At 40.2% G+C, this 18,127-nt stretch carries 17 protein-coding genes; 16 read left to right on the plus strand and 1 reads right to left on the minus strand.

Annotated elements, in window-relative coordinates; genetic code table 11:
- Window positions 1-74 precede the first annotated feature (74 nt).
- The 15 genes from gmk (at window position 75) to BLV86_RS03410 (ending at window position 13,675) form a co-directional block, all read left to right on the plus strand.
- Window positions 75-713: a guanylate kinase gene (gmk, locus tag BLV86_RS03340; RefSeq protein WP_090815118.1), complete on the plus strand. Its 639-nt coding sequence runs from the start codon at window positions 75-77 to the stop codon at window positions 711-713.
- Entirely contained in the window at window positions 694-1,086 is a 393-nt protein-coding gene (rpoZ, locus tag BLV86_RS03345) for a DNA-directed RNA polymerase subunit omega (RefSeq protein ID WP_031547392.1), read from the plus strand. Before gmk ends, rpoZ begins: the two co-directional genes overlap by 20 nt.
- Before the next feature lie 2 nt (window positions 1,087-1,088).
- A complete protein-coding gene (gene rimO / locus BLV86_RS03350) occupies window positions 1,089-2,357 on the plus strand; it encodes a 30S ribosomal protein S12 methylthiotransferase RimO (protein WP_090815119.1) in 1,269 nt (422 codons plus the stop codon).
- A complete protein-coding gene (pgsA, locus tag BLV86_RS03355; RefSeq protein WP_031547388.1) occupies window positions 2,357-2,899 on the plus strand; it encodes a CDP-diacylglycerol--glycerol-3-phosphate 3-phosphatidyltransferase in 543 nt (180 codons plus the stop codon). Before rimO ends, pgsA begins: the two co-directional genes overlap by 1 nt.
- 126 nt (window positions 2,900-3,025) lie before the next feature.
- A complete protein-coding gene (locus BLV86_RS03360) occupies window positions 3,026-3,295 on the plus strand; it encodes a hypothetical protein (protein ID WP_031547386.1) in 270 nt (89 codons plus the stop codon).
- Between the two features lie 27 nt (window positions 3,296-3,322).
- Entirely contained in the window at window positions 3,323-4,417 is a 1,095-nt protein-coding gene (locus tag BLV86_RS03365) for a hypothetical protein (protein ID WP_090815120.1), read from the plus strand.
- Complete coding sequence (locus BLV86_RS03370; RefSeq protein WP_242873222.1) at window positions 4,410-4,844, plus strand: GerW family sporulation protein; 435 nt, start codon at window positions 4,410-4,412, stop codon at window positions 4,842-4,844. Before BLV86_RS03365 ends, BLV86_RS03370 begins: the two co-directional genes overlap by 8 nt.
- Window positions 4,845-5,088: 244 nt before the next feature.
- Complete coding sequence (gene rpmB / locus BLV86_RS03375; protein ID WP_029201014.1) at window positions 5,089-5,307, plus strand: 50S ribosomal protein L28; 219 nt, start codon at window positions 5,089-5,091, stop codon at window positions 5,305-5,307.
- A 249-nt stretch (window positions 5,308-5,556) separates the two neighbouring features.
- On the plus strand, window positions 5,557-5,916 hold the full coding sequence (locus BLV86_RS03380; protein WP_031547376.1) for an Asp23/Gls24 family envelope stress response protein: 360 nt from the start codon (window positions 5,557-5,559) through the stop codon (window positions 5,914-5,916).
- 28 nt (window positions 5,917-5,944) lie between these two features.
- Window positions 5,945-7,660 (plus strand): DAK2 domain-containing protein, encoded by a 1,716-nt coding sequence (locus BLV86_RS03385; RefSeq protein WP_090815122.1) that lies wholly within the window; start codon window positions 5,945-5,947, stop codon window positions 7,658-7,660.
- Window positions 7,661-7,857: 197 nt separating this feature from the next.
- Window positions 7,858-9,894 carry an ATP-dependent DNA helicase RecG gene (gene recG, locus BLV86_RS03390; protein WP_090815123.1) on the plus strand — a complete coding sequence of 679 codons (2,037 nt, stop codon included), beginning with the start codon at window positions 7,858-7,860 and terminating at the stop codon, window positions 9,892-9,894.
- A 163-nt stretch (window positions 9,895-10,057) separates the two neighbouring features.
- On the plus strand, window positions 10,058-10,618 hold the full coding sequence (gene rsmD / locus BLV86_RS03395) for a 16S rRNA (guanine(966)-N(2))-methyltransferase RsmD (RefSeq protein WP_031547370.1): 561 nt from the start codon (window positions 10,058-10,060) through the stop codon (window positions 10,616-10,618).
- A gap of 72 nt (window positions 10,619-10,690) precedes the next feature.
- On the plus strand, window positions 10,691-11,170 hold the full coding sequence (gene coaD / locus BLV86_RS03400; RefSeq protein WP_031547368.1) for a pantetheine-phosphate adenylyltransferase: 480 nt from the start codon (window positions 10,691-10,693) through the stop codon (window positions 11,168-11,170).
- A 20-nt stretch (window positions 11,171-11,190) separates the two neighbouring features.
- Window positions 11,191-11,814 carry a vacuolar family H+-ATPase subunit H gene (locus BLV86_RS03405; protein ID WP_242873223.1) on the plus strand — a complete coding sequence of 208 codons (624 nt, stop codon included), beginning with the start codon at window positions 11,191-11,193 and terminating at the stop codon, window positions 11,812-11,814.
- A gap of 268 nt (window positions 11,815-12,082) precedes the next feature.
- Window positions 12,083-13,675 carry a sensor domain-containing diguanylate cyclase gene (locus BLV86_RS03410; RefSeq protein ID WP_175456431.1) on the plus strand — a complete coding sequence of 531 codons (1,593 nt, stop codon included), beginning with the start codon at window positions 12,083-12,085 and terminating at the stop codon, window positions 13,673-13,675.
- Between the two features lie 116 nt (window positions 13,676-13,791).
- Here the strand turns inward: BLV86_RS03410 and BLV86_RS03415 are convergent, their stop codons facing one another.
- Window positions 13,792-14,775, minus strand: a complete 984-nt coding sequence (locus tag BLV86_RS03415) for a nucleotidyltransferase family protein (protein ID WP_090815125.1) — start codon at window positions 14,773-14,775, stop codon at window positions 13,792-13,794.
- A 281-nt stretch (window positions 14,776-15,056) separates the two neighbouring features.
- On the opposite strand from BLV86_RS03415, the gene BLV86_RS03420 reads away from it, so the two are divergent.
- On the plus strand, window positions 15,057-18,092 hold the full coding sequence (locus BLV86_RS03420) for a bifunctional diguanylate cyclase/phosphodiesterase (protein ID WP_090815126.1): 3,036 nt from the start codon (window positions 15,057-15,059) through the stop codon (window positions 18,090-18,092).
- The last annotated feature ends 35 nt before the right edge of the window (window positions 18,093-18,127 follow it).

Below are 18,127 nucleotides of genomic sequence, written 5' to 3' on the forward strand. Positions count from 1 at the left end.
GAGAAATATGGTGTGAAAGATACTTTTCATCGCTGTTTGTGCCGCTTACTGAAAGCGGCGGAATGGAGATTTAAATGAATAAAGGATCACTGGTTGTTGTATCGGGCTTTTCCGGTGCGGGCAAAGGCACTCTTATGAAGAACCTGCTTGCCAAGTATGATAACTACGCTTTATCAATTTCCTGTACCACACGTAAGCCGAGAGAAGGAGAGCTTGACGGACGTGAGTATTTCTTCAAAACAAAGGAAGAGTTTGAAGAAATGATCAAAAACGATGAACTCGTGGAGTACGCACAGTATGTAGATAACTACTATGGCACTCCGAAAGAGTTTGTTTGGTCTCAGCTAGATGCGGGAAAGGATGTGCTTCTGGAGATAGAAATCCAGGGCGCTCTCAAGATCAAGGAGAAGTTCCCGGATGCGGTACTTGTCTTTATCACAACTCCTTCCGGAGAAGAGTTGAAGAGCCGTCTTATAGGAAGAGGGACAGAAGCTCCGGAGGTTGTGAAAAAGCGACTAGAGAGAGCTGTTCAAGAGTCTGAAGGCGTAGAAGCCTATGATTATATTTTAATAAATGATGATATTGACACATGCACCGAAAAATTGCATAATCTCATTCGTGCTCAGCACGAAAGAGCGGCTCAGCATATTGATATCATTGAAAGTGTGAGAAAAGATCTTAGGAGGATAGAAGATGTCACAGCAAACATATAATGACCTGATCGATGCAGCTAACAATACCAATGCCATTCAGGATGACACCGATAAACTTGTAGAAAGCAGATATTCTGTTGTTATCGCAAGCGCAAAGCGTGCAAGACAGCTGATCGATGGTGCGGAGCCTGTTCTCCCTGTAGATCCCAGCAGAAAGCCACTCTCAATTGCGGTAGAGGAGCTTGCAAAGAATGCCATAACCATCAAGCGTGGAACTGAGGTAGAGGACGAGATCAGAACCAATGCTGTTGAAAAGCGTTTTGATTTTGCAACGGAAGAGTATGATGAGGAAGATGATGGTACATCTGAGATAATTGACAATTCACCTTCAGCTTCATCAGAAGATGACTATAATTCAGACAGCGAAGCATAAGTATGAAGATACATATGATATCTCTCGGTTGTGATAAAAACCGGGTTGATAGTGAAAAGATGCTCAGTAATCTGCTTGAGAAGTATCCCGGATCAGAGATAACCGATGATCCTGCAGAGGCTGATATCGCTATCATAAATACCTGTTCTTTCATCGGAGATGCAAAGGAAGAGAGTATAAATACCATTATTGAAATGGGTGAATATAAGCAGTCGGCGAATCTTAAGAAAATCATAGTCGCCGGCTGTTTAGTTGAGCGCTATAAAGACCAGATCAGGAAGGAACTGCCTGAGGTTGATGAGGTCATGGGTATAAGTGACTACGTGGACAAGCTTGATGTTCAGCTTGCCCGTGTTGATAATGCTGACAATTACACCTCATACCTGAAGATTGCCGAAGGCTGTGATAAGTATTGTACTTATTGTATCATTCCTTCATTAAGAGGCCATTATCGTTCTGTTCCCATGGAGCATCTTGTAGAAGAAGCTAAGATGCTTGCAGAAAGAGGAACTAAGGAACTTATCCTTGTGGCTCAGGAAACAACCTTATATGGAAAGGATATTTACCATAAGAAGGCTCTTCCCGAACTTCTGGAAAAGCTGTCAGAGATAGAGGGTATCGAGTGGATACGTATTCTCTATTGCTATCCGGAAGAAATCGATGATGAACTTATCGCTGCCATCCGTGATAATAAAAAGGTTGTTCATTATCTTGATATACCTATACAGCATGCCTCGGATCATATTCTTGAGAACATGCACAGAAAGACAAGACAGGCTGAGCTTAAGGGGAAGATAGCATCACTCCGTAATGCTATACCGGATATAGTCCTGAGAACCACTCTTATTACGGGATTCCCGGGAGAAACGGAAGAAGACTTTACCATCCTGAAGGATTTTGTAAAGGAAATGCGCTTTGACAGACTAGGTGTATTTCCATATTCCCGTGAGGAAGGAACAGCTGCGGCAGAAATGAAACCGCAGATTCCACAGAAGATTAAGCTTCAGCGTCAGGACGAAATAATGAAGCTTCAACAGGGTATCGCTTTTGAAAAGGCAAGAGAACAGATTGGCCGGGAGCTTAGGGTTATCATCGTGGGCTACGATCCTGACAACAATATGTATCTTACCCGTTCATACATGGATAATCCTGACATTGACAGCCTTGTTTTTGTTGATGCAGGAGATTACAACAATAAAGTTTCCGGTGATATGATCGACTGCCGCATTATTGATTCAGACGGTTATGATTTGATTGGGGAGCGTATCTGATGAATTTACCAAATAAACTGACTTTACTTCGTGTTGTAATGATTCCGGTTTTTGTGTTTCTGCTTCTTTTTGAAGAGGGCACTGATCAGAATATGCGTATAGCAGCTTTGGTAGTGTTTTGTCTTGCTTCATTCACGGATTTTCTGGATGGACAGATAGCACGCCGTCAGAATCTGGTTACTGATTTTGGAAAGTTTATGGATCCATTGGCGGATAAGCTGTTGGTGTGTTCTGCCCTGATATGTCTTATTGAGCTTGATCAGCTTCCTGCCTGGTATGTCATCATCATTATAGCCAGGGAGTTCATTATTTCGGGCTTCAGACTGGTAGCTGCCGACAACGGAATCGTCATAGCAGCTTCCTGGTGGGGAAAATTCAAAACGGTATTTCAGATGTTTACCGTAATCCTTCTGATTATAAATATTTCGGAATTGGAAGTAATCACAAATATATTTGCAGCCATTGCTTTGATCCTGACTATAGTATCTTTGGTGGATTATATGGTGAAAAACATTCGGGTTATCACAGAAGGCGGAATGTAAAGCTGATAAGATGCAAATCTGTATGTCATCTATAAACAGTGATACTCCACGTTTATTAATGAAAGTTATAGGTTTTATCTTTGAGTCGTGTATTTCAGCGGCTTACGGCTTTGGGAGAGGTTTATTATGATCTTTTCAAAAAATATGTTTTGGGGCAGACATGCTGCGGAGCATAAGAAATATATACTGGATAACCTCCGAAAGAAACATTTTCAACCCGGAGCATATGTTATAATTGAAGCCCAAAGCCCTAACCTGTATGAGATATATAATCAGGCTATGTTTTTAAATCCAAAGCTTGATACAGAAAATGTCGAGATACTTGGCATAGGTTATGGGTACAAAGATGCAGTGGATTGTGTCACAAAGATGATACTGGCCAGAAAAGATATTTAAACTAAACCATTATACAAGGAGGAATTGATGATTGTCCTGACGATATTAAAAGTCATAGGCGGCATACTCCTCCTTTTTTTGTTGCTGATCCTACTGCTTTTGGCAGTTGTTCTGTTTGTTCCCATCAGATATGCCTCCGATGGCTATAAAGGTGAAGAACTTACAGATTACCGTATTGTTTTCAGAGCTGACTGGCTTATGAAAATACTACGCTTTAAGGCTGTGTACACGGATAACGGGTTAGAGCTGCTTTTGAAGCTGTTTTGGATAACTCTCATGAAATCTCCGGAAGAGGATGAACCTCAGGAGGGATCAGAAGATTTGAGAGAAGAGGATTTGGAAGAGACAGATTCCCCGGAGGATGAAGCTCGGGAGGAAACAGAAATTCTGAGAGAAACGGAGTCAATGGAAAAAACGGAACTCCGGATGGAAGCGGTGCAATCAGATATCTCGAAAATAGAGCCGGAGAATTTAGAAACTTGCCGGGAAGGAAGCGACCAGGCAGACAGTGTTTTAGAAAAGGCAGAAGAAACAGGTTCGGACGAGGATCAAATCGCAGAAGACATCGAAGAATCGTCGGATGATATTGAACCTGATCAGGAGAAAGAACCTGACGGCACTTCGGAGCAAAGCCCTGAGCAGGCACCAGATAGCAAAAAGTCCAATAACAGACATATAATAGAAAAAACACTTTTAGAGAAAATAAAAGAGCAATTTACAGCATTTCTTGGTAGAATAAAGGATGTTGTTAAGAAGATAAACATAATTAGAGAACAGATTAACGATCCGGAAAATCAAAAGGCAGTTAAGCTTCTTGTCAAAAATGTCCGATATCTCATAAAACACTATAAATTCAGAGTGCTGAAAGGACATTTTGCATATGGTTCCGACGATCCTGCAAATGTGGGGCAGGTCATGATGTATCTTAGTATTCTGCATCCGGTATATGGAAGGAATTTCCAAATTGAACCGGTATTTGACAGACCTGTCATGAAGGGCGATATGTATTTTAAAGGACATATCAGGCTGATTCATCTTTTGGTTTCGATTGTTGAACTTTTGTTAAATAAAAAAATCCGACTGGTAGTCGCAAACCATTTCAAGGGGGATAATGATGGCTGAAAATAACAATAATAATGTACAGAATATTTTGGATACTCTTTTCCAGGGTATGGATGGTTTTGTAAATTCAAAGACAGTTGTGGGCGAGCCCGTTAAGGTTGGCGATGCAACATTGATCCCGCTTATTGAAGTCAGCTGTGGCATGGGAGCAGGAGGATTTGTAAAGCCTAAAGAGACTAAAGAGGGAGAAGGCGGTGCTGGTGCATTGAGCTCAAAGATCACACCTACAGCTGTTCTTATATTACAGGGTGGCAATACAAAGCTCATTAATATCAAGAATCAGGATGCGATGACAAAGATTCTGGAAATGATTCCTGAGGCGATAGATAAGATAACCGGCGGGAACAGAGTCTCAAGGGAAGCTCAGGCTGCTGCTGACAAAATAGCTGATAATGCTGAAGAAACATATATGGTGGATGAGATTTGATTTTTACAATAGGTAAGGACATCCCTTAGCTGTAATCTGGTTTGATTCGGTCATCTTCCGATGATGCAGATTTACATTTTTTGATTAAATAGGCGGCTTGGCAATTATTGACAATTTTAGTCCTCACATTTAAAGTTTTTTTTGTAAAATAAAGCTTGCATTATAGAATGATATTTGATAGTATATTCAAGTCGCGAATTCAGATGTGCATCTGATTCGATTATTGTGAAAGGGAGGTGCAACCATGGCAAAATGCGCAGTTTGTGAGAAGGCAGTTCACTTCGGAAATAAGGTAAGCCATTCACATAGAAGATCAAACAAGATCTGGAAGGCTAACGTTAAGTCAGTCAGAGTTATGGTAAATGGCGGTACAAAGAAGATGTATGTATGTACTTCCTGCTTAAGATCTGGCAAGGTTCAGCGTGCAATCGGTACATCTAAGACTGTTGAAGCAAACGCTTGATTCAGGATCGTCTAGTTGATGTATGATAGGGTATTACGAGAGCATTTTCGTAATACCCTTTTTTCATGCAAGAGTGCTCCCTTGTGGTTACAGAACCAAAGTAAGAGTGCATGGTTATGATATATATGTTATAATCAAAAAACATGGGTACATCTAAAAGTCAGTATCAAAGGATGTGCAGCATGTTAATGTGTGATTTTAACTGAAGCGTTTTATTTATATCAAATAAGATATTTCTGGAGGTACTTTATGAAAGGAACAATTGCATCCAAGCTGGGTGAAATTCAAATCAATCCTGATGTTATTGCTACCTATGCAGGAACTACCGCGATAGAGTGTTTTGGAATCGTTGGTATGGCTAAAGTGTCATATCAGTCCGGCGGTCTTGTAAAGCTTCTTAAGAGAGAGAGTATTACAAAGGGCATCATGGTAAGGATTGAGGATAATGAAATCCTTTTGGACTTTCATGTCGTCGTTTCTTATGGTGTCAGCATCCAGGCTGTAGCCGACAACCTTATCGAAAACGTAAGATACAAAGTTGAAGAGTATACCGGTATGAAGGTAAAGAATGTAAAGATTTACGTAGAAGGCGTAAGAGTAATTGATTAATGTACCGGTTTTAAAGGAGGAATTACCTGTGGGTAATCAGATTGATGCGAAAAAGTTACAGGATGCTTTTCTTGCAGCCGCAAATAATCTAAATGTTAATAAGGAATACATCAACGAGCTCAACGTATTTCCTGTTCCGGACGGTGATACCGGAACCAATATGACCATGACCATCATGTCAGCTGCAAAGGAAGTGGCTGCCATTACAGATCCGACCATTGAGAACGTAGCAAAGGCTATGGCCAGCGGTTCACTCCGTGGTGCAAGAGGAAATTCAGGCGTTATATTAAGCCAGCTCATCAGAGGTTTCACAAAAGAGATACGTGAGAATTCTGAGTCAGGTTATATTGATGGTCTTACTCTTGCAAGAGCCTTTAACCGTGCGGTTGAGACTGCTTATAAGGCGGTAATGAAGCCTAAAGAAGGTACGATTCTTACCGTGGCCAAGGGAATGGCTGATCGTATCACAGAAGTATCTGTATCAGAAGAAGATATCGTCAAGATGCTTTCAGATGTAATAGCTTATGGAGATGAAGTTCTTGCCAAAACTCCGGAGATGCTTCCGGTACTGAAAGAAGCAGGTGTTGTTGATTCCGGCGGACAGGGACTTATGACTGTGGTAAAGGGTGCACTTTCCATCGTAAAGGGTGAGAAGCTTGACATAAATGTTAAGGATCTTGAACTTGATGTAAACCCTGCTGCAGCGCCTGTAAGTGAAAGAAAATCCAGAGGGGACATTTCAACAGCTGAGATTAAATTCGGCTATTGTACAGAGTTTATGGTTAACGGAGACCATGAATTTACAGATGAAGAGGTTGATGGTCTCAGAGACTGGCTGAACGGTGTAGGTGACTCTATCGTTTGCTTCTCTGATGAAAATGTCATTAAGGTTCATGTACATACAAACCACCCGGGTGATGCCTTTGAGAAGGGTCTCAGCATGGGATACCTTTCAAAGATGAAGGTTGACAATATGAGACTTGAGCACAACGAAGTGCTCATTAAGGATGCGTCAAAGATCGCCGCAGAGGAAGCCCCTTCAAAGAAGGATGATAAAGCGGAGGCTGTAAGCAATGAACCGATGAAGGATTTCGGATTCATATCGGTATCTGCAGGTGCCGGTCTTACAGAAATCTTTAAGGGAGTCGGTGTTGACTACGTTATCGAAGGCGGACAGACCATGAACCCTTCAACTGAAGACATTATAAACGCCTGTGAGAAGGTTAATGCCAAGACCGTTTTCGTTTTACCTAACAATAAAAACATTATTCTTGCAGCAAATCAGGCTAAGGCAATTGTTGAGGACAAAACCATCATGGTTGTTCCTACAAAAACCATTCCTCAGGGAATATCCGCTATGATAAGCTTCAGTCCGGATATGACCGCAGATGAAAACTTTGAAGCCATGAAGGATGCTTCAGAATATGTAAGTTCTGCTGAGATCACCTATGCTGTCCGTAATACTACGATAGACGGCCATGCAATAGAGGAAAACGATATCATGGCTCTGGGTGATGAAGGACTTCTTTCTGTCCAGAAGGATATAGGAAAAGCTGTGGAGGAAGCAGTTTCAAAGATGGTAAACAGCGAGTCTGAGATTATTACCATTTATTACGGACTTGATGTAAAAGAGGAAGATGCAGAAAAGCTTGCCGGAGTCATCCGTAAGAAGTACCCGTCCCTGGAGACAGAGCTTCAGTTTGGCGGCCAGCCGATATACTACTACTTCCTTTCAGTAGAATAGGCATTAATATCTTGAAGATGTGTAGTTTGGATTTGCCGACACTATCACTGCTTCAGCCAATGTGATCAATATTTTCGCTCCTGAGATTACTCGGGAGCGATTTTAAGTTCACTCTAAGGCTGTGGAATATGTAATGATCTAAACCAGGTACACTGAAATCCTACAGTTAAGGCTAAGGAAATACCTATATAGAAAGTATGGAACTAAAAGATCTTAAGGGCATAGGTCCGAAAACAGAAAAACTATATAATAAGCTCGGAATATATTCAGTTAATGACTTGCTGTATTTTTTTCCCAATACATATGTGAGCTTTCATAAACCTGTCCCCATCGGAAATCTTCAGGAGGGTGAAGTACAGGCGGTGACAGGCATGCTGGAAAAAGATGCGGTTGTAGTCAGAGTTCACGGGCTCCTTATGACCAGTGTGTATCTAAAGGATATTTCCGGACGACTCAGGATAACCTGGTTCAATGCACCCTTTCTCCGGACTACCCTGAAAGCCGGTTCAATGTTTGTTTTCATGGGAAAGGTTGGCAGTTACAATGGTCAGAAAACCATGAATCAGCCCAAAATCTTTTCTCCTGAAGCTTATGAGAAAAAGGTTGACACCCTGGAACCTGTGTACAGCCAGGTGAAGGGATTGTCCAATGCCTCCATAGTTAAAGCAGTCAGTCAGGCCATAGAGGTGGCTGAATATAAAGAAGATTTTGTACCTGTTGCCATAAGATACAACAGACAACTCATGGAAATGAAGGATGCTGTGGCACATGTTCATTTTCCTGAAAATATAGAGGACTTTGAAAAGGCCAGAGGCCGTCTTGCATATAATGAACTCTTTTTATTTTCTTTGGCTCTTGTGAAGAAGAAACAGAATACGGAAGATCTGAAATCCTTCTTTAAGCTTACTCCGGATAAACGTGTAGATGATTTTTTAAAAAATCTTCCTTTTTCTCTAACAAAGGGTCAGTCCGAAGCCATTGAAATCATCAGGAATGATCTCTCATCAGGAATGATCATGAACCGGCTTCTTCAGGGGGATGTGGGTTCCGGAAAGACTATAGTTTCCTTCGCAGCCTGTCTTGAGACCGCATTGAACGGTTATCAGGCAGCTATTATGGCCCCCACAGAAATCCTGGCAGGTCAGCATTATGACAAAATGAAAAAGCTTCTGGAAGAAAATGACCTGAACCTTAAAACAGTACTGGTCACGGGTTCTCTTAAAGCGAAAGAGCGGCGGGAGATCTATGAGGAGATTGAGAATCATAAAGCAGATATAATCATCGGTACACATGCATTGTTTCAGGAAAAAGTTACTTATAAAGATCTGGCTCTGGTGGTTACGGATGAGCAGCACAGATTCGGAGTCAACCAGAGAAAGACGTTGAACGAAAAGGGAAGAAATCCCCATGTGCTGGTAATGTCAGCGACCCCCATCCCGCGTACTCTTGCAATGCTTATGTATGCGGACATGCAGGTCAGCCAGATAAAGGAGCTTCCTTCCAACAGGCTCCCCATTAAGAATGCTGTTGTTAACGAAGGCTATCGTCAGAAAGCCTATAAATTTATATACGATGAGATAAAGAAGGGACGGCAGGCCTATATCATTTGTCCTATGGTTGAAGAGAATGATATTCTTGACCTTGAAAATGTTACCGACTATGTTTCGAAGATCCGGAAGATTTTCCCTAAGGAAATAAAGATAGAAAAGCTTCATGGAAAAATGAAACCCAAAGAAAAGGATGACATAATGGAGCGGTTCCTCAAAAAGGAAATCGACATTCTTGTATCAACCACAGTTGTTGAGGTTGGCGTGGATGTGCCAAATGCTACAGTTATGATGGTTGAGAATGCAGAACGATTCGGACTTGCACAGCTTCACCAGCTCAGAGGTCGTGTTGGAAGATCCTCCCATCAAAGCTTTTGTATTTTTGTGGATACAGAGAATTCGAAAAAGTCAAAGGAAAGACTTTCCATACTTGCGTCCTCCAATGACGGTTTCCATATAGCAGAGGAGGATCTGAGACTGAGAGGCCCCGGAGACATCTTCGGTATCAGACAGTCAGGTGCCCTGGATTTCAGTGTTGCAGACATATATCAGGATAAGGTACTTCTGCAGAAAGCATCGGAAGATGCAGTTTATGTATTTAAAACAGATCCGGGACTTTCCAATCCTGAAAACCTGGAACTTAGACAGGAACTTGATATGTTTCTGGAAGAAAGCTATGTGCTTTAATTAAAATAAAGTTCACAGATAAGTATTTCCTCAGTTGTAAATAATTCATTCTTAATGTAGAATCATTTCGCGATGATGTAACAGATAAGAAGAATAACCGTGTTGAGCTGTATATTGCGACTATTAACGGCAAAGACAGTTGCACACAGAATGGAGTTAATATATGAGAGTTATTGCAGGAACTGCAAGAAGACTTTTACTTAAAACCATAGATTCAATGGACACACGCCCTACAACGGATCGTATCAAGGAAACCCTTTTTAATATGCTTCAGTTTGAGGTTCCCGGGATTGATTTCCTTGATCTTTTTTCCGGATCCGGAGGAATAGGTATTGAGGCTTTGTCCAGAGGTTCAAGGAGAGCGGTATTTGTTGAAAACAATCCAAAGGCGGTTGCATGCATACAGGAAAACATTGAGCACTGCCGCTTCGAGGACAGATCTCTGGTGATGGCTTCGGATTATATGTCAGCTTTAAACCGGCTGAATGGAAAAGGATATCATTTTGGAGTTGTTTTCATGGATCCTCCTTATAATAAGGGATTTGAGAGAAAAGCCATGGAACTCATGCATGATGCGGATTATGTTGATGACAATACCCTTTTTGTTATAGAAGCAGATATCAATGATGATATAACAGAGGACATAGCAAAAATGGGCTATGAGCTGCAAAAAGAGAAAACATATAAAACAAATAAACATGTTTTCTTTAAAAAACTTCAATAGTTTGGAAAATGTTGCTGTTTACAAGCGATAAGTTTACGTGCTATAAATATATACCGAGAAAGAAGAAAAGATATGATAGTGGGTGTTTATCCGGGTTCCTTTGATCCGATTACATATGGTCATCTTGACATTATAGAAAGAGCTTCGAAGATGGTTGATAAGCTGATAGTCGGAGTTCTCGTCAACAGCTCGAAAACTCCGTTGTTTTCGATGGATGAACGTGTTAAAATGATTGAGGATTTGACTCGGGATTATGGTAATGTCGAGGTAAGATCATTTGATGGCCTCACTGTAAACTTTGCAAGGGATTGCGGAGCTTCAGTTATGGTCAGAGGGCTTCGTGCAGTAACTGATTTTGAGTATGAACTTCAGCTTGCACAGACCAATAAGGTCATTGCGCCTGATATTGATACTATTTTCTTAACTACAAATCTTAAGTATTCTTATCTGAGTTCCAGTATGGTAAAAGAGATTGCCAGCTACGGCGGAATGATTCATGAATTCGTACCGGACTATGTAGAGAAAAAAATCAAAGAAAAATATAAAAAATAATATAAGGGTGGAATAGATATATGAGCAGAATAGAACAGTTAATTGGCGAGATTGAAGAGTACATTGACGGTTGCAAATTTCAGCCGCTTTCAAATACAAAGATTCTTGTAAATAAAGAGGAGATGGAGGAGCTTCTGGTTGAGCTCAGACTCAGAGTACCTGATGAGATAAAGAAATATCAGAAGATCATTTCACAGCAGGATGCTATTCTTGCTGACGCAAAGAGTCAGGCAGAAGCAATGATCCTGGATGCCAAGCAGCAGACTGAGGAGATGGTTTCAGAGAATGAGATCATGCAGCAGGCATACAACAAGGCCAATGAGCTTGTTCAGCAGGCACAGGCACAGGCCGATCAGATCCTTGCCAATGCAACAGCAGAGGCAAACAGTGTGAAGGCCAGTGCTATTTCATATACAGATTCTATTCTTGCTTCAATAGAAGCTCTTATGAGTAATTCTATTTCTGAGCAGCATCAGAGATTCCAGGCTATTCAGGATAGCATGCAGAAGACCTACAGTGTTGTAGTAAGCAATCGAAGAGAGCTCAATAACGCTATGCAGTCTTCACCATCACAGGCTCCTGTAGCGCCTATGGAGCCTCAGTATAATGATGATTATGCTGCGCAGGATGATTTTCAGCAGTAATCATTGGTGAGTCAGACTATTTTAGAAGCGTAAATGGTTTAAATCAAAGAATATAGTAATATCATGAAACGATATTTAAAGAGTACTTTATGAGAATAGGGTACTCTTTTTTGTGTGGTGTAATACCTTAGATAATTAATAAATATGACTTTACGAAATATTAAAATGTTCTGCTACCGGATATGGTGTATAATGACTTCAAATCTTTAATAATATTCTGTAAGAAAATCAGTAAACAGTTTTAAACCATAGGCCGGAGGAAATGTACATGCACTTGAATATATCGCTGGTGATCCGACTTTCAGGAGATAAAAGTACTGAATGCTTTGATAAATATAAACCTGTAGTGAGCAAGGGCGCAGACAATGATTATGCGTCTGATTTTACTGTGAAAATAATCAATCCGGAGCATCCCGGGGACTGCCCACGTAAATGTGATGTTATGGTGGTGACTGATGAAACGGATTTCCTCGCCGGACTTCCTTTTGGCGAAGACATTAAGCTTTATCCTGTTTATATAGGAGATTCTGAGGATGTGAAGGAACTCTTTCTGACAGGAAAAATCTACGATATATGGCCGGAAAATGAGGATGATGAAATAAGGAAGGTGCGCTTTGACAGGGTACTGCGCAGTATCAAGTCAGTTTACGATGCCTGGTTATATGAAAATATCCTGACCACCATGAACGATAGTGTTCCGGATATGATCTGGTTTAAGGATATGAATGGACTCCACTGGAGAGTTAATGATGCCTTCTGTGAGGCAGTCAATAAAACCAAAGATGACTGCCGCGGAAGAGATCATAGCTATATCTGGGGAGTTCCCATTGAGGAAGGGCTTGCCTGCCAGGATTCTGAGGAGCAGGTAATTAAAGCGGGACGAACCTGCGAGTTTGAAGAGCCTGTGAAAAAGGTGGAGGGGCTTAAGCTTTTTAAAGTATATAAGTCTCCTATCTATGACAGATTCGGAGATATCAGCGGAACCACGGGCATAGGACGTGATATAACGAATTTCAACAATATGGGACTTGAATTATCTCTGCTTGTTGAAAATATACCTATACCGATACTTATTCTCTCAACAGACAGAAAAACAGTCAGAATGAATGGATTGTTTGGGAATTCTTTTATCGGGGATATGGTGGTTCCGGAGTTGTTTGAATATGAAAAATGGAAGGATACACATCTGAGAACAACAGCTATCATCGAAGAAACAGATGAGACTGTCAGGTATGAGGCTTCTATAAAAATTGGCGGCAGAAAGCACTATTATGTGGTGAATGAAAAGCGTATACGTGATTATTTCGGAAATACCTCGGGTTATTTCTGCTTCTTCCGTGACGTTACGGATGAGAAAGTATATGAAAAACACATCATTCGTATGGCCAATACAGACGCCCTTACCGGCTTATATAACAGAAGATATTTTTATGATTATATAAAAGAGCATTCGGCCAATGAGATGACACTTTTATATATGGATCTGGACTTTTTCAAGACTGTTAATGACACCTTTGGACATACCCGCGGAGATGAAGTTCTGAAGAAAACTGCCGATTTCATCAAAGATATATATGCTGACGGTATCGCCTCAAGACTGGGAGGAGACGAATACGCTGTGGTTCTCCTCAGGAAAATGGAGAAGAATGAATATACGAAGAAAGAGAAGCTTCTCCAGGAAAAAGTAAGATCTCTTTTCAGAAAAGATAATAAGGATTATTTAGGCGTAACCATAAGTGTGGGAATGATCGTTTCAGACGGAGCCTCAAGTGAAGGCAAGTTTGATATAGATGAGTTCCTCTTTAATGCCGATAAAAAGATGTATGAAGCAAAAAGGAAACATCATTCTGAGCATAAATAACAGTAGTATCTTATAAAGATATAGTCGGCTATTTCCGTTAAAAATCTGTGGAATCATGTAATGTACGAGAGCTTAAATCATAATCTTTTTTAGAATAAAAAAATCCGGGAACCATATCATAGTGGTCCCCGGATTTTTGCAAGATGTTCATATGGAAGTATGAGCCTTCCTTTATACAGGCCGCAGCCGTCATTCATCGTCCTGTTATCCAGTGCGCTGAACATGTTGACATTAACCTTCGATAAGTCTAAGTTTCTGAGCTCAATGATACGGTTGTAAGCTTCGTCAAAGTAAAGATTTTCACCCACAGGAATGGTGTTTCTCTGAACCAGAGGATTCTCCTGCTTTTTCTCGTAAAAATAATGGTTTGCCGTTCCTATCTCAGCGTAATCATCCATATCCTTTGTTCTTAACTGAACCTCCGTAAAGTTTCTGGAAATTCTGTCATAAAAGGTGATATGCAAGGAACGGTAGCCTGATGAACGTGGATTAGCTATATAGTCCCTGTAATAGGGCTGAACAGCGGTTGACAGTAAAGGTGAAGTGTTGTGTTGCTTCAAAGCGGCAAGCTCTGCGGTGAAACCACGCTCTTCAAGAAATTCCGGCAAAACGTTGGCCATTTCATACAGATATTTCAGTTCTTCTGTCTCGAGATCCTGTCCTTCCGAGCGGTTGCTGGCGGGAAGAGATATAACTATCCTGTAGGCTATCAGATCCCTGAAATTGTTTACCTTTGCCTTAAGTGCCGAAATAGGCGGATATTCATTATGTTCCAGAAAATAATCATATATAAACTTCACTATATATCCGTTGAATTTCTTTTCTGCTCTTAATATAGACTTGATACGACCTTTCAGATTAAAAGACAGGAAAGGATACTTTTCGGACAAATATATGTAGAAGTCCTGAATACGCTGGGATTCAGACGTAAGGAATTCATTATGTTCAAGGATTTCCGATAACTCAAGTAAAAAGTTACAATGAGCGATATCAAGCTGATTCCGGGTCAGGAGTGCATCTTTTTTCAGATCAGCGCTGTAGTTATGCAGTATTTCAAGAACAGTATAGCCGTTGAATAAATAATCGTTAAGTTTAACCATATTTTTGCGTTGATATTCTGCATTTTAATGCATAAAAAAACAGAACCATAAAATCCGATATTTGATAAAGAAATACTACCATATTTTTGTTTTTTACACAAAAAATATTACAGTTTCGGATATATTTTCTGTAAAAGTGTCGATATATAAGCTTGGATATGGAAATATTTTTTAGTGTCATGGGTTTCCGAAATTAGCTTTTCTTAACCTGATTCTAAAATCTATTTATTGTTTGAGAGCTTGATGTAATTGTTTCTTGTGGGTTTTATAAGGATTTAGTTATGAGAAGTTATAGTGTCATTGAAGACGGAAACATGAAAACAGGTTGGTATGGTTTTACTCCATTATCCGTTGTGGGTGATGTATTGGGATATGCAGATGAGATACTTGGAGAGATAAAGACTGATTTTGATTATCCAAAGCACTCTTTGGTTTATTTTGATTTTGATATTTTCGATCCTTCCACAAAAAGTTATGGGACAAAAGACGAAAACAGGCATCTGGAGGATGCTTTTTCGGTTGTCCATGACTTTTTCAAAGATGAACATATTTCACGTCTTTCTGTAGATAAATATATATTCTGTTCAGAAACCTTTGGACTTATTGAAAAACTTGAAAAACTGAATGCTGCAGTACACTCTTTGCAAAACGGAGAGCTCATCCGTTTAAATGCCGGAATCTATAATATGAGCGCAGACGATATTGCTGTTATGATCGATTGTGATCTTGCAAAGATTGCCTGTGACCATATAAGAAATGATCCCGACAGGTTTTACTGTGTCTATAAGCCGGGCTTTGACAAAACCGATGCCCTTGAGGGCTATATTCTTGATAATGTTGATTCAGCAATAGCCTCCGGCAATATTGAAGTTTATTATCAACCCATCATCAGAACCCTTTCCGGAAGAGTTGCGGGTGTTGAAGCATTGGCCCGTTGGACCGATCCTGTAAAGGGAGTTATTCTGCCCCTTAGATTTATCGGTGCCCTGGAAAATAACGGTCTTTCCTATAAGGTTGATGAGTATATCGTTTCAAAGGTGGCTGACAGCTTGAGAAATCAGCTTGATGCAGGTAAGGAGGTTGTTCCTGTTTCTGTTAATATCTCAAAATCGGATTTTGATGCTACTGATCCGGTGAAGATGATAGTTGATTCTTTGAATGAAAGAAACCTTGATCATCATCTTATAAATGTGGAAGTATCTGAGAAAGTATTCATCGACAGTACAGAGCATATGAAGGATGCAATTGAGCGTTTCCACAAGGAAGGCATCAAGGTTACCATAGATGATTATGGAACAGGCTATTCTTCTCTGAATGTCATCAAGGATTACGATTTTGATGAACTGAAGATAGATATGGAGCTTCTCCACAGTACAGGTAAAAAAGCCAGAACCATTATTATATCAACCATTAAAATGGCTAAGGAGCTGGGTATACATACCGTTGCTGAGGGAGTTGAAACCGATGAACAACTCCGTTTTCTTAAGAGCACAGGCTGTGAAAAGGTTCAGGGATACTATTACAGTGAACCTCAGTCCATGAATGTTTTTTATCAGCATCTGGCTGATATCAATATTCCTTCCGAAAACAAGGCTATCTCTGAATTCTATGACAAGATAGGTCTGGTTGATATCATTAGCAGCCAGGCTATGGCATTGGTTGGTCTTAACAGAAACAGGTTTAAAAAGTTATTCTCCAATGTTGTATATCAGCAATATGAAAAGAGCCTGTTGGAGGAACTCAGGGCCAATGTTGTAGACCATACAGAAATAGATGAATTCCCATATGGACTGGATCTGCTGGATACAGCATATAAGGCAATTGAGAGTAAAGAGACTGAATATATCACCTTTGATTCTACAGGATGCCAATTCAAGTTCTCTGTAGTGCTTATTTCATCCTATGATGATTACAATATGTTTCTGGTTGGCTTGGATGTCTCCAGCTTTGAAAAGAGATACGGGATGATCATGCCGGATTCATATGAGGATGTTCCTGTGCCTTTTGCTATATACCGTCCTGTTATGAATGAGGATAAAAGCAAGGTTGTGGATATGAAATATGTATTCATCAACCGGAGGTATGCAGACGAAGCGGGAAAGAGTCCCGAGGATATTGTGGGTAAGACTTATCTCCAGCTTTATCCGGAATCTGAAAAAAAGTGGATCGAGATACCATATCAGGCTATGGTCAACAACAAGATAGTGAAGGAAAAAATGTTCATAGACTCTTTGGGGAAATGGGCTGAATTTACTATCATGCCATCCTCCATTCCCGGTTGCTGCTCCGTGGCTCTGAATGTCCTGGACGAGAAAACTTCCAGGAAGGAGCAGATTGCCCAAAATACCATCACGGATGATGTTATCGTAAGTGTTGCCAAGGTTCTGAACGGCGATAAAAGATTCCATGAGGCTATGAAGGATGTTTTTTACAGAGTTCAGCATGTTGTTAATGCTGACCACCTGTTCATCATGAAAAAGAATGAAAGTATTCTGAATAATGCATATGAGTGTTATGGTGAAGATATTATGTTGGAGGATGACAAGGTAGAGGAAGGTATTCCTTACGAAGTCGTTGATAAACTATGGAGGAAATTTGCCAGAAATAAAACTTATATATTTATAAATGACATAGAAAAAGTTAAGGCTGTGGGCGAGGAGATATATGAGGGCTTCAAGTCTCAGACGATAGAGCAGTTCTATGCATTTCCTTTTTACAGTCGTGCTGAGCTCACAGGTTATTTATGTGCGATAAATTGTAAACCAATAAAAGAAATAGATATCAAGAGACTGTTTGAAACTATTTCATTCTTTATAGGAGCTTATATTTCAAATCATGACTATGAACAGCTGATCAATTACGATGCTCTCACCAAAGTCAATAACAGAAATGCCTTTATCGATAAGGAAGAGGACCTTATGGAGAAGGAGGTTTCTGTGGGGATTGTCATTGCGGATCTAAATGGCCTCAAGGAAGTAAATGATAACGGCGGTCATATGATGGGTGACAGTTTTATTAAGAATACCGCAGATTTTCTTGCAGAGATTTATGGAAGACAATATGTTTATCGAACCGGAGGCGATGAGTTTGCTGTTCTGATACCTTCTATTGATGAATATATTTTCAAAGAAAAAAACGAGCAGATTTTAAATGAACTTAACGGTGAAAAAGCACCGAACATCTCTGTCGGATTCGAGTGGTGCAGTAATGCTTCAGAACTTAAGTGGTGTATAAAGAAGGCTGATGACATGATGTATAAAAATAAGGCTATATACTATACAAAACATGACAGAAGACATACACACATTTACAATTAAAAATCAAATAACAGAGATTTTGATAGTTCTCTTTG

It is taken from the genome of Oribacterium sp. KHPX15, assembly GCF_900107835.1.
GTDB lineage: Bacteria > Bacillota > Clostridia > Lachnospirales > Lachnospiraceae > Oribacterium.

Coding starts and splice junctions, on each gene's coding strand:
- gmk (WP_090815118.1), top strand. CDS start 75: ATGAATAAAGGATCACTGGTTGTTGTATCGGGCTTTTCCGGTGCGGGC.
- rpoZ (WP_031547392.1), top strand. CDS start 694: ATGTCACAGCAAACATATAATGACCTGATCGATGCAGCTAACAATACC.
- rimO (WP_090815119.1), top strand. CDS start 1,089: ATGAAGATACATATGATATCTCTCGGTTGTGATAAAAACCGGGTTGAT.
- pgsA (WP_031547388.1), top strand. CDS start 2,357: ATGAATTTACCAAATAAACTGACTTTACTTCGTGTTGTAATGATTCCG.
- BLV86_RS03360 (WP_031547386.1), top strand. CDS start 3,026: ATGATCTTTTCAAAAAATATGTTTTGGGGCAGACATGCTGCGGAGCAT.
- BLV86_RS03365 (WP_090815120.1), top strand. CDS start 3,323: ATGATTGTCCTGACGATATTAAAAGTCATAGGCGGCATACTCCTCCTT.
- BLV86_RS03370 (WP_242873222.1), top strand. CDS start 4,410: ATGGCTGAAAATAACAATAATAATGTACAGAATATTTTGGATACTCTT.
- rpmB (WP_029201014.1), top strand. CDS start 5,089: ATGGCAAAATGCGCAGTTTGTGAGAAGGCAGTTCACTTCGGAAATAAG.
- BLV86_RS03380 (WP_031547376.1), top strand. CDS start 5,557: ATGAAAGGAACAATTGCATCCAAGCTGGGTGAAATTCAAATCAATCCT.
- recG (WP_090815123.1), top strand. CDS start 7,858: ATGGAACTAAAAGATCTTAAGGGCATAGGTCCGAAAACAGAAAAACTA.
- rsmD (WP_031547370.1), top strand. CDS start 10,058: ATGAGAGTTATTGCAGGAACTGCAAGAAGACTTTTACTTAAAACCATA.
- coaD (WP_031547368.1), top strand. CDS start 10,691: ATGATAGTGGGTGTTTATCCGGGTTCCTTTGATCCGATTACATATGGT.
- BLV86_RS03405 (WP_242873223.1), top strand. CDS start 11,191: ATGAGCAGAATAGAACAGTTAATTGGCGAGATTGAAGAGTACATTGAC.
- BLV86_RS03410 (WP_175456431.1), top strand. CDS start 12,083: ATGCACTTGAATATATCGCTGGTGATCCGACTTTCAGGAGATAAAAGT.
- BLV86_RS03415 (WP_090815125.1), bottom strand. CDS start 14,775: ATGGTTAAACTTAACGATTATTTATTCAACGGCTATACTGTTCTTGAA.
- BLV86_RS03420 (WP_090815126.1), top strand. CDS start 15,057: ATGAGAAGTTATAGTGTCATTGAAGACGGAAACATGAAAACAGGTTGG.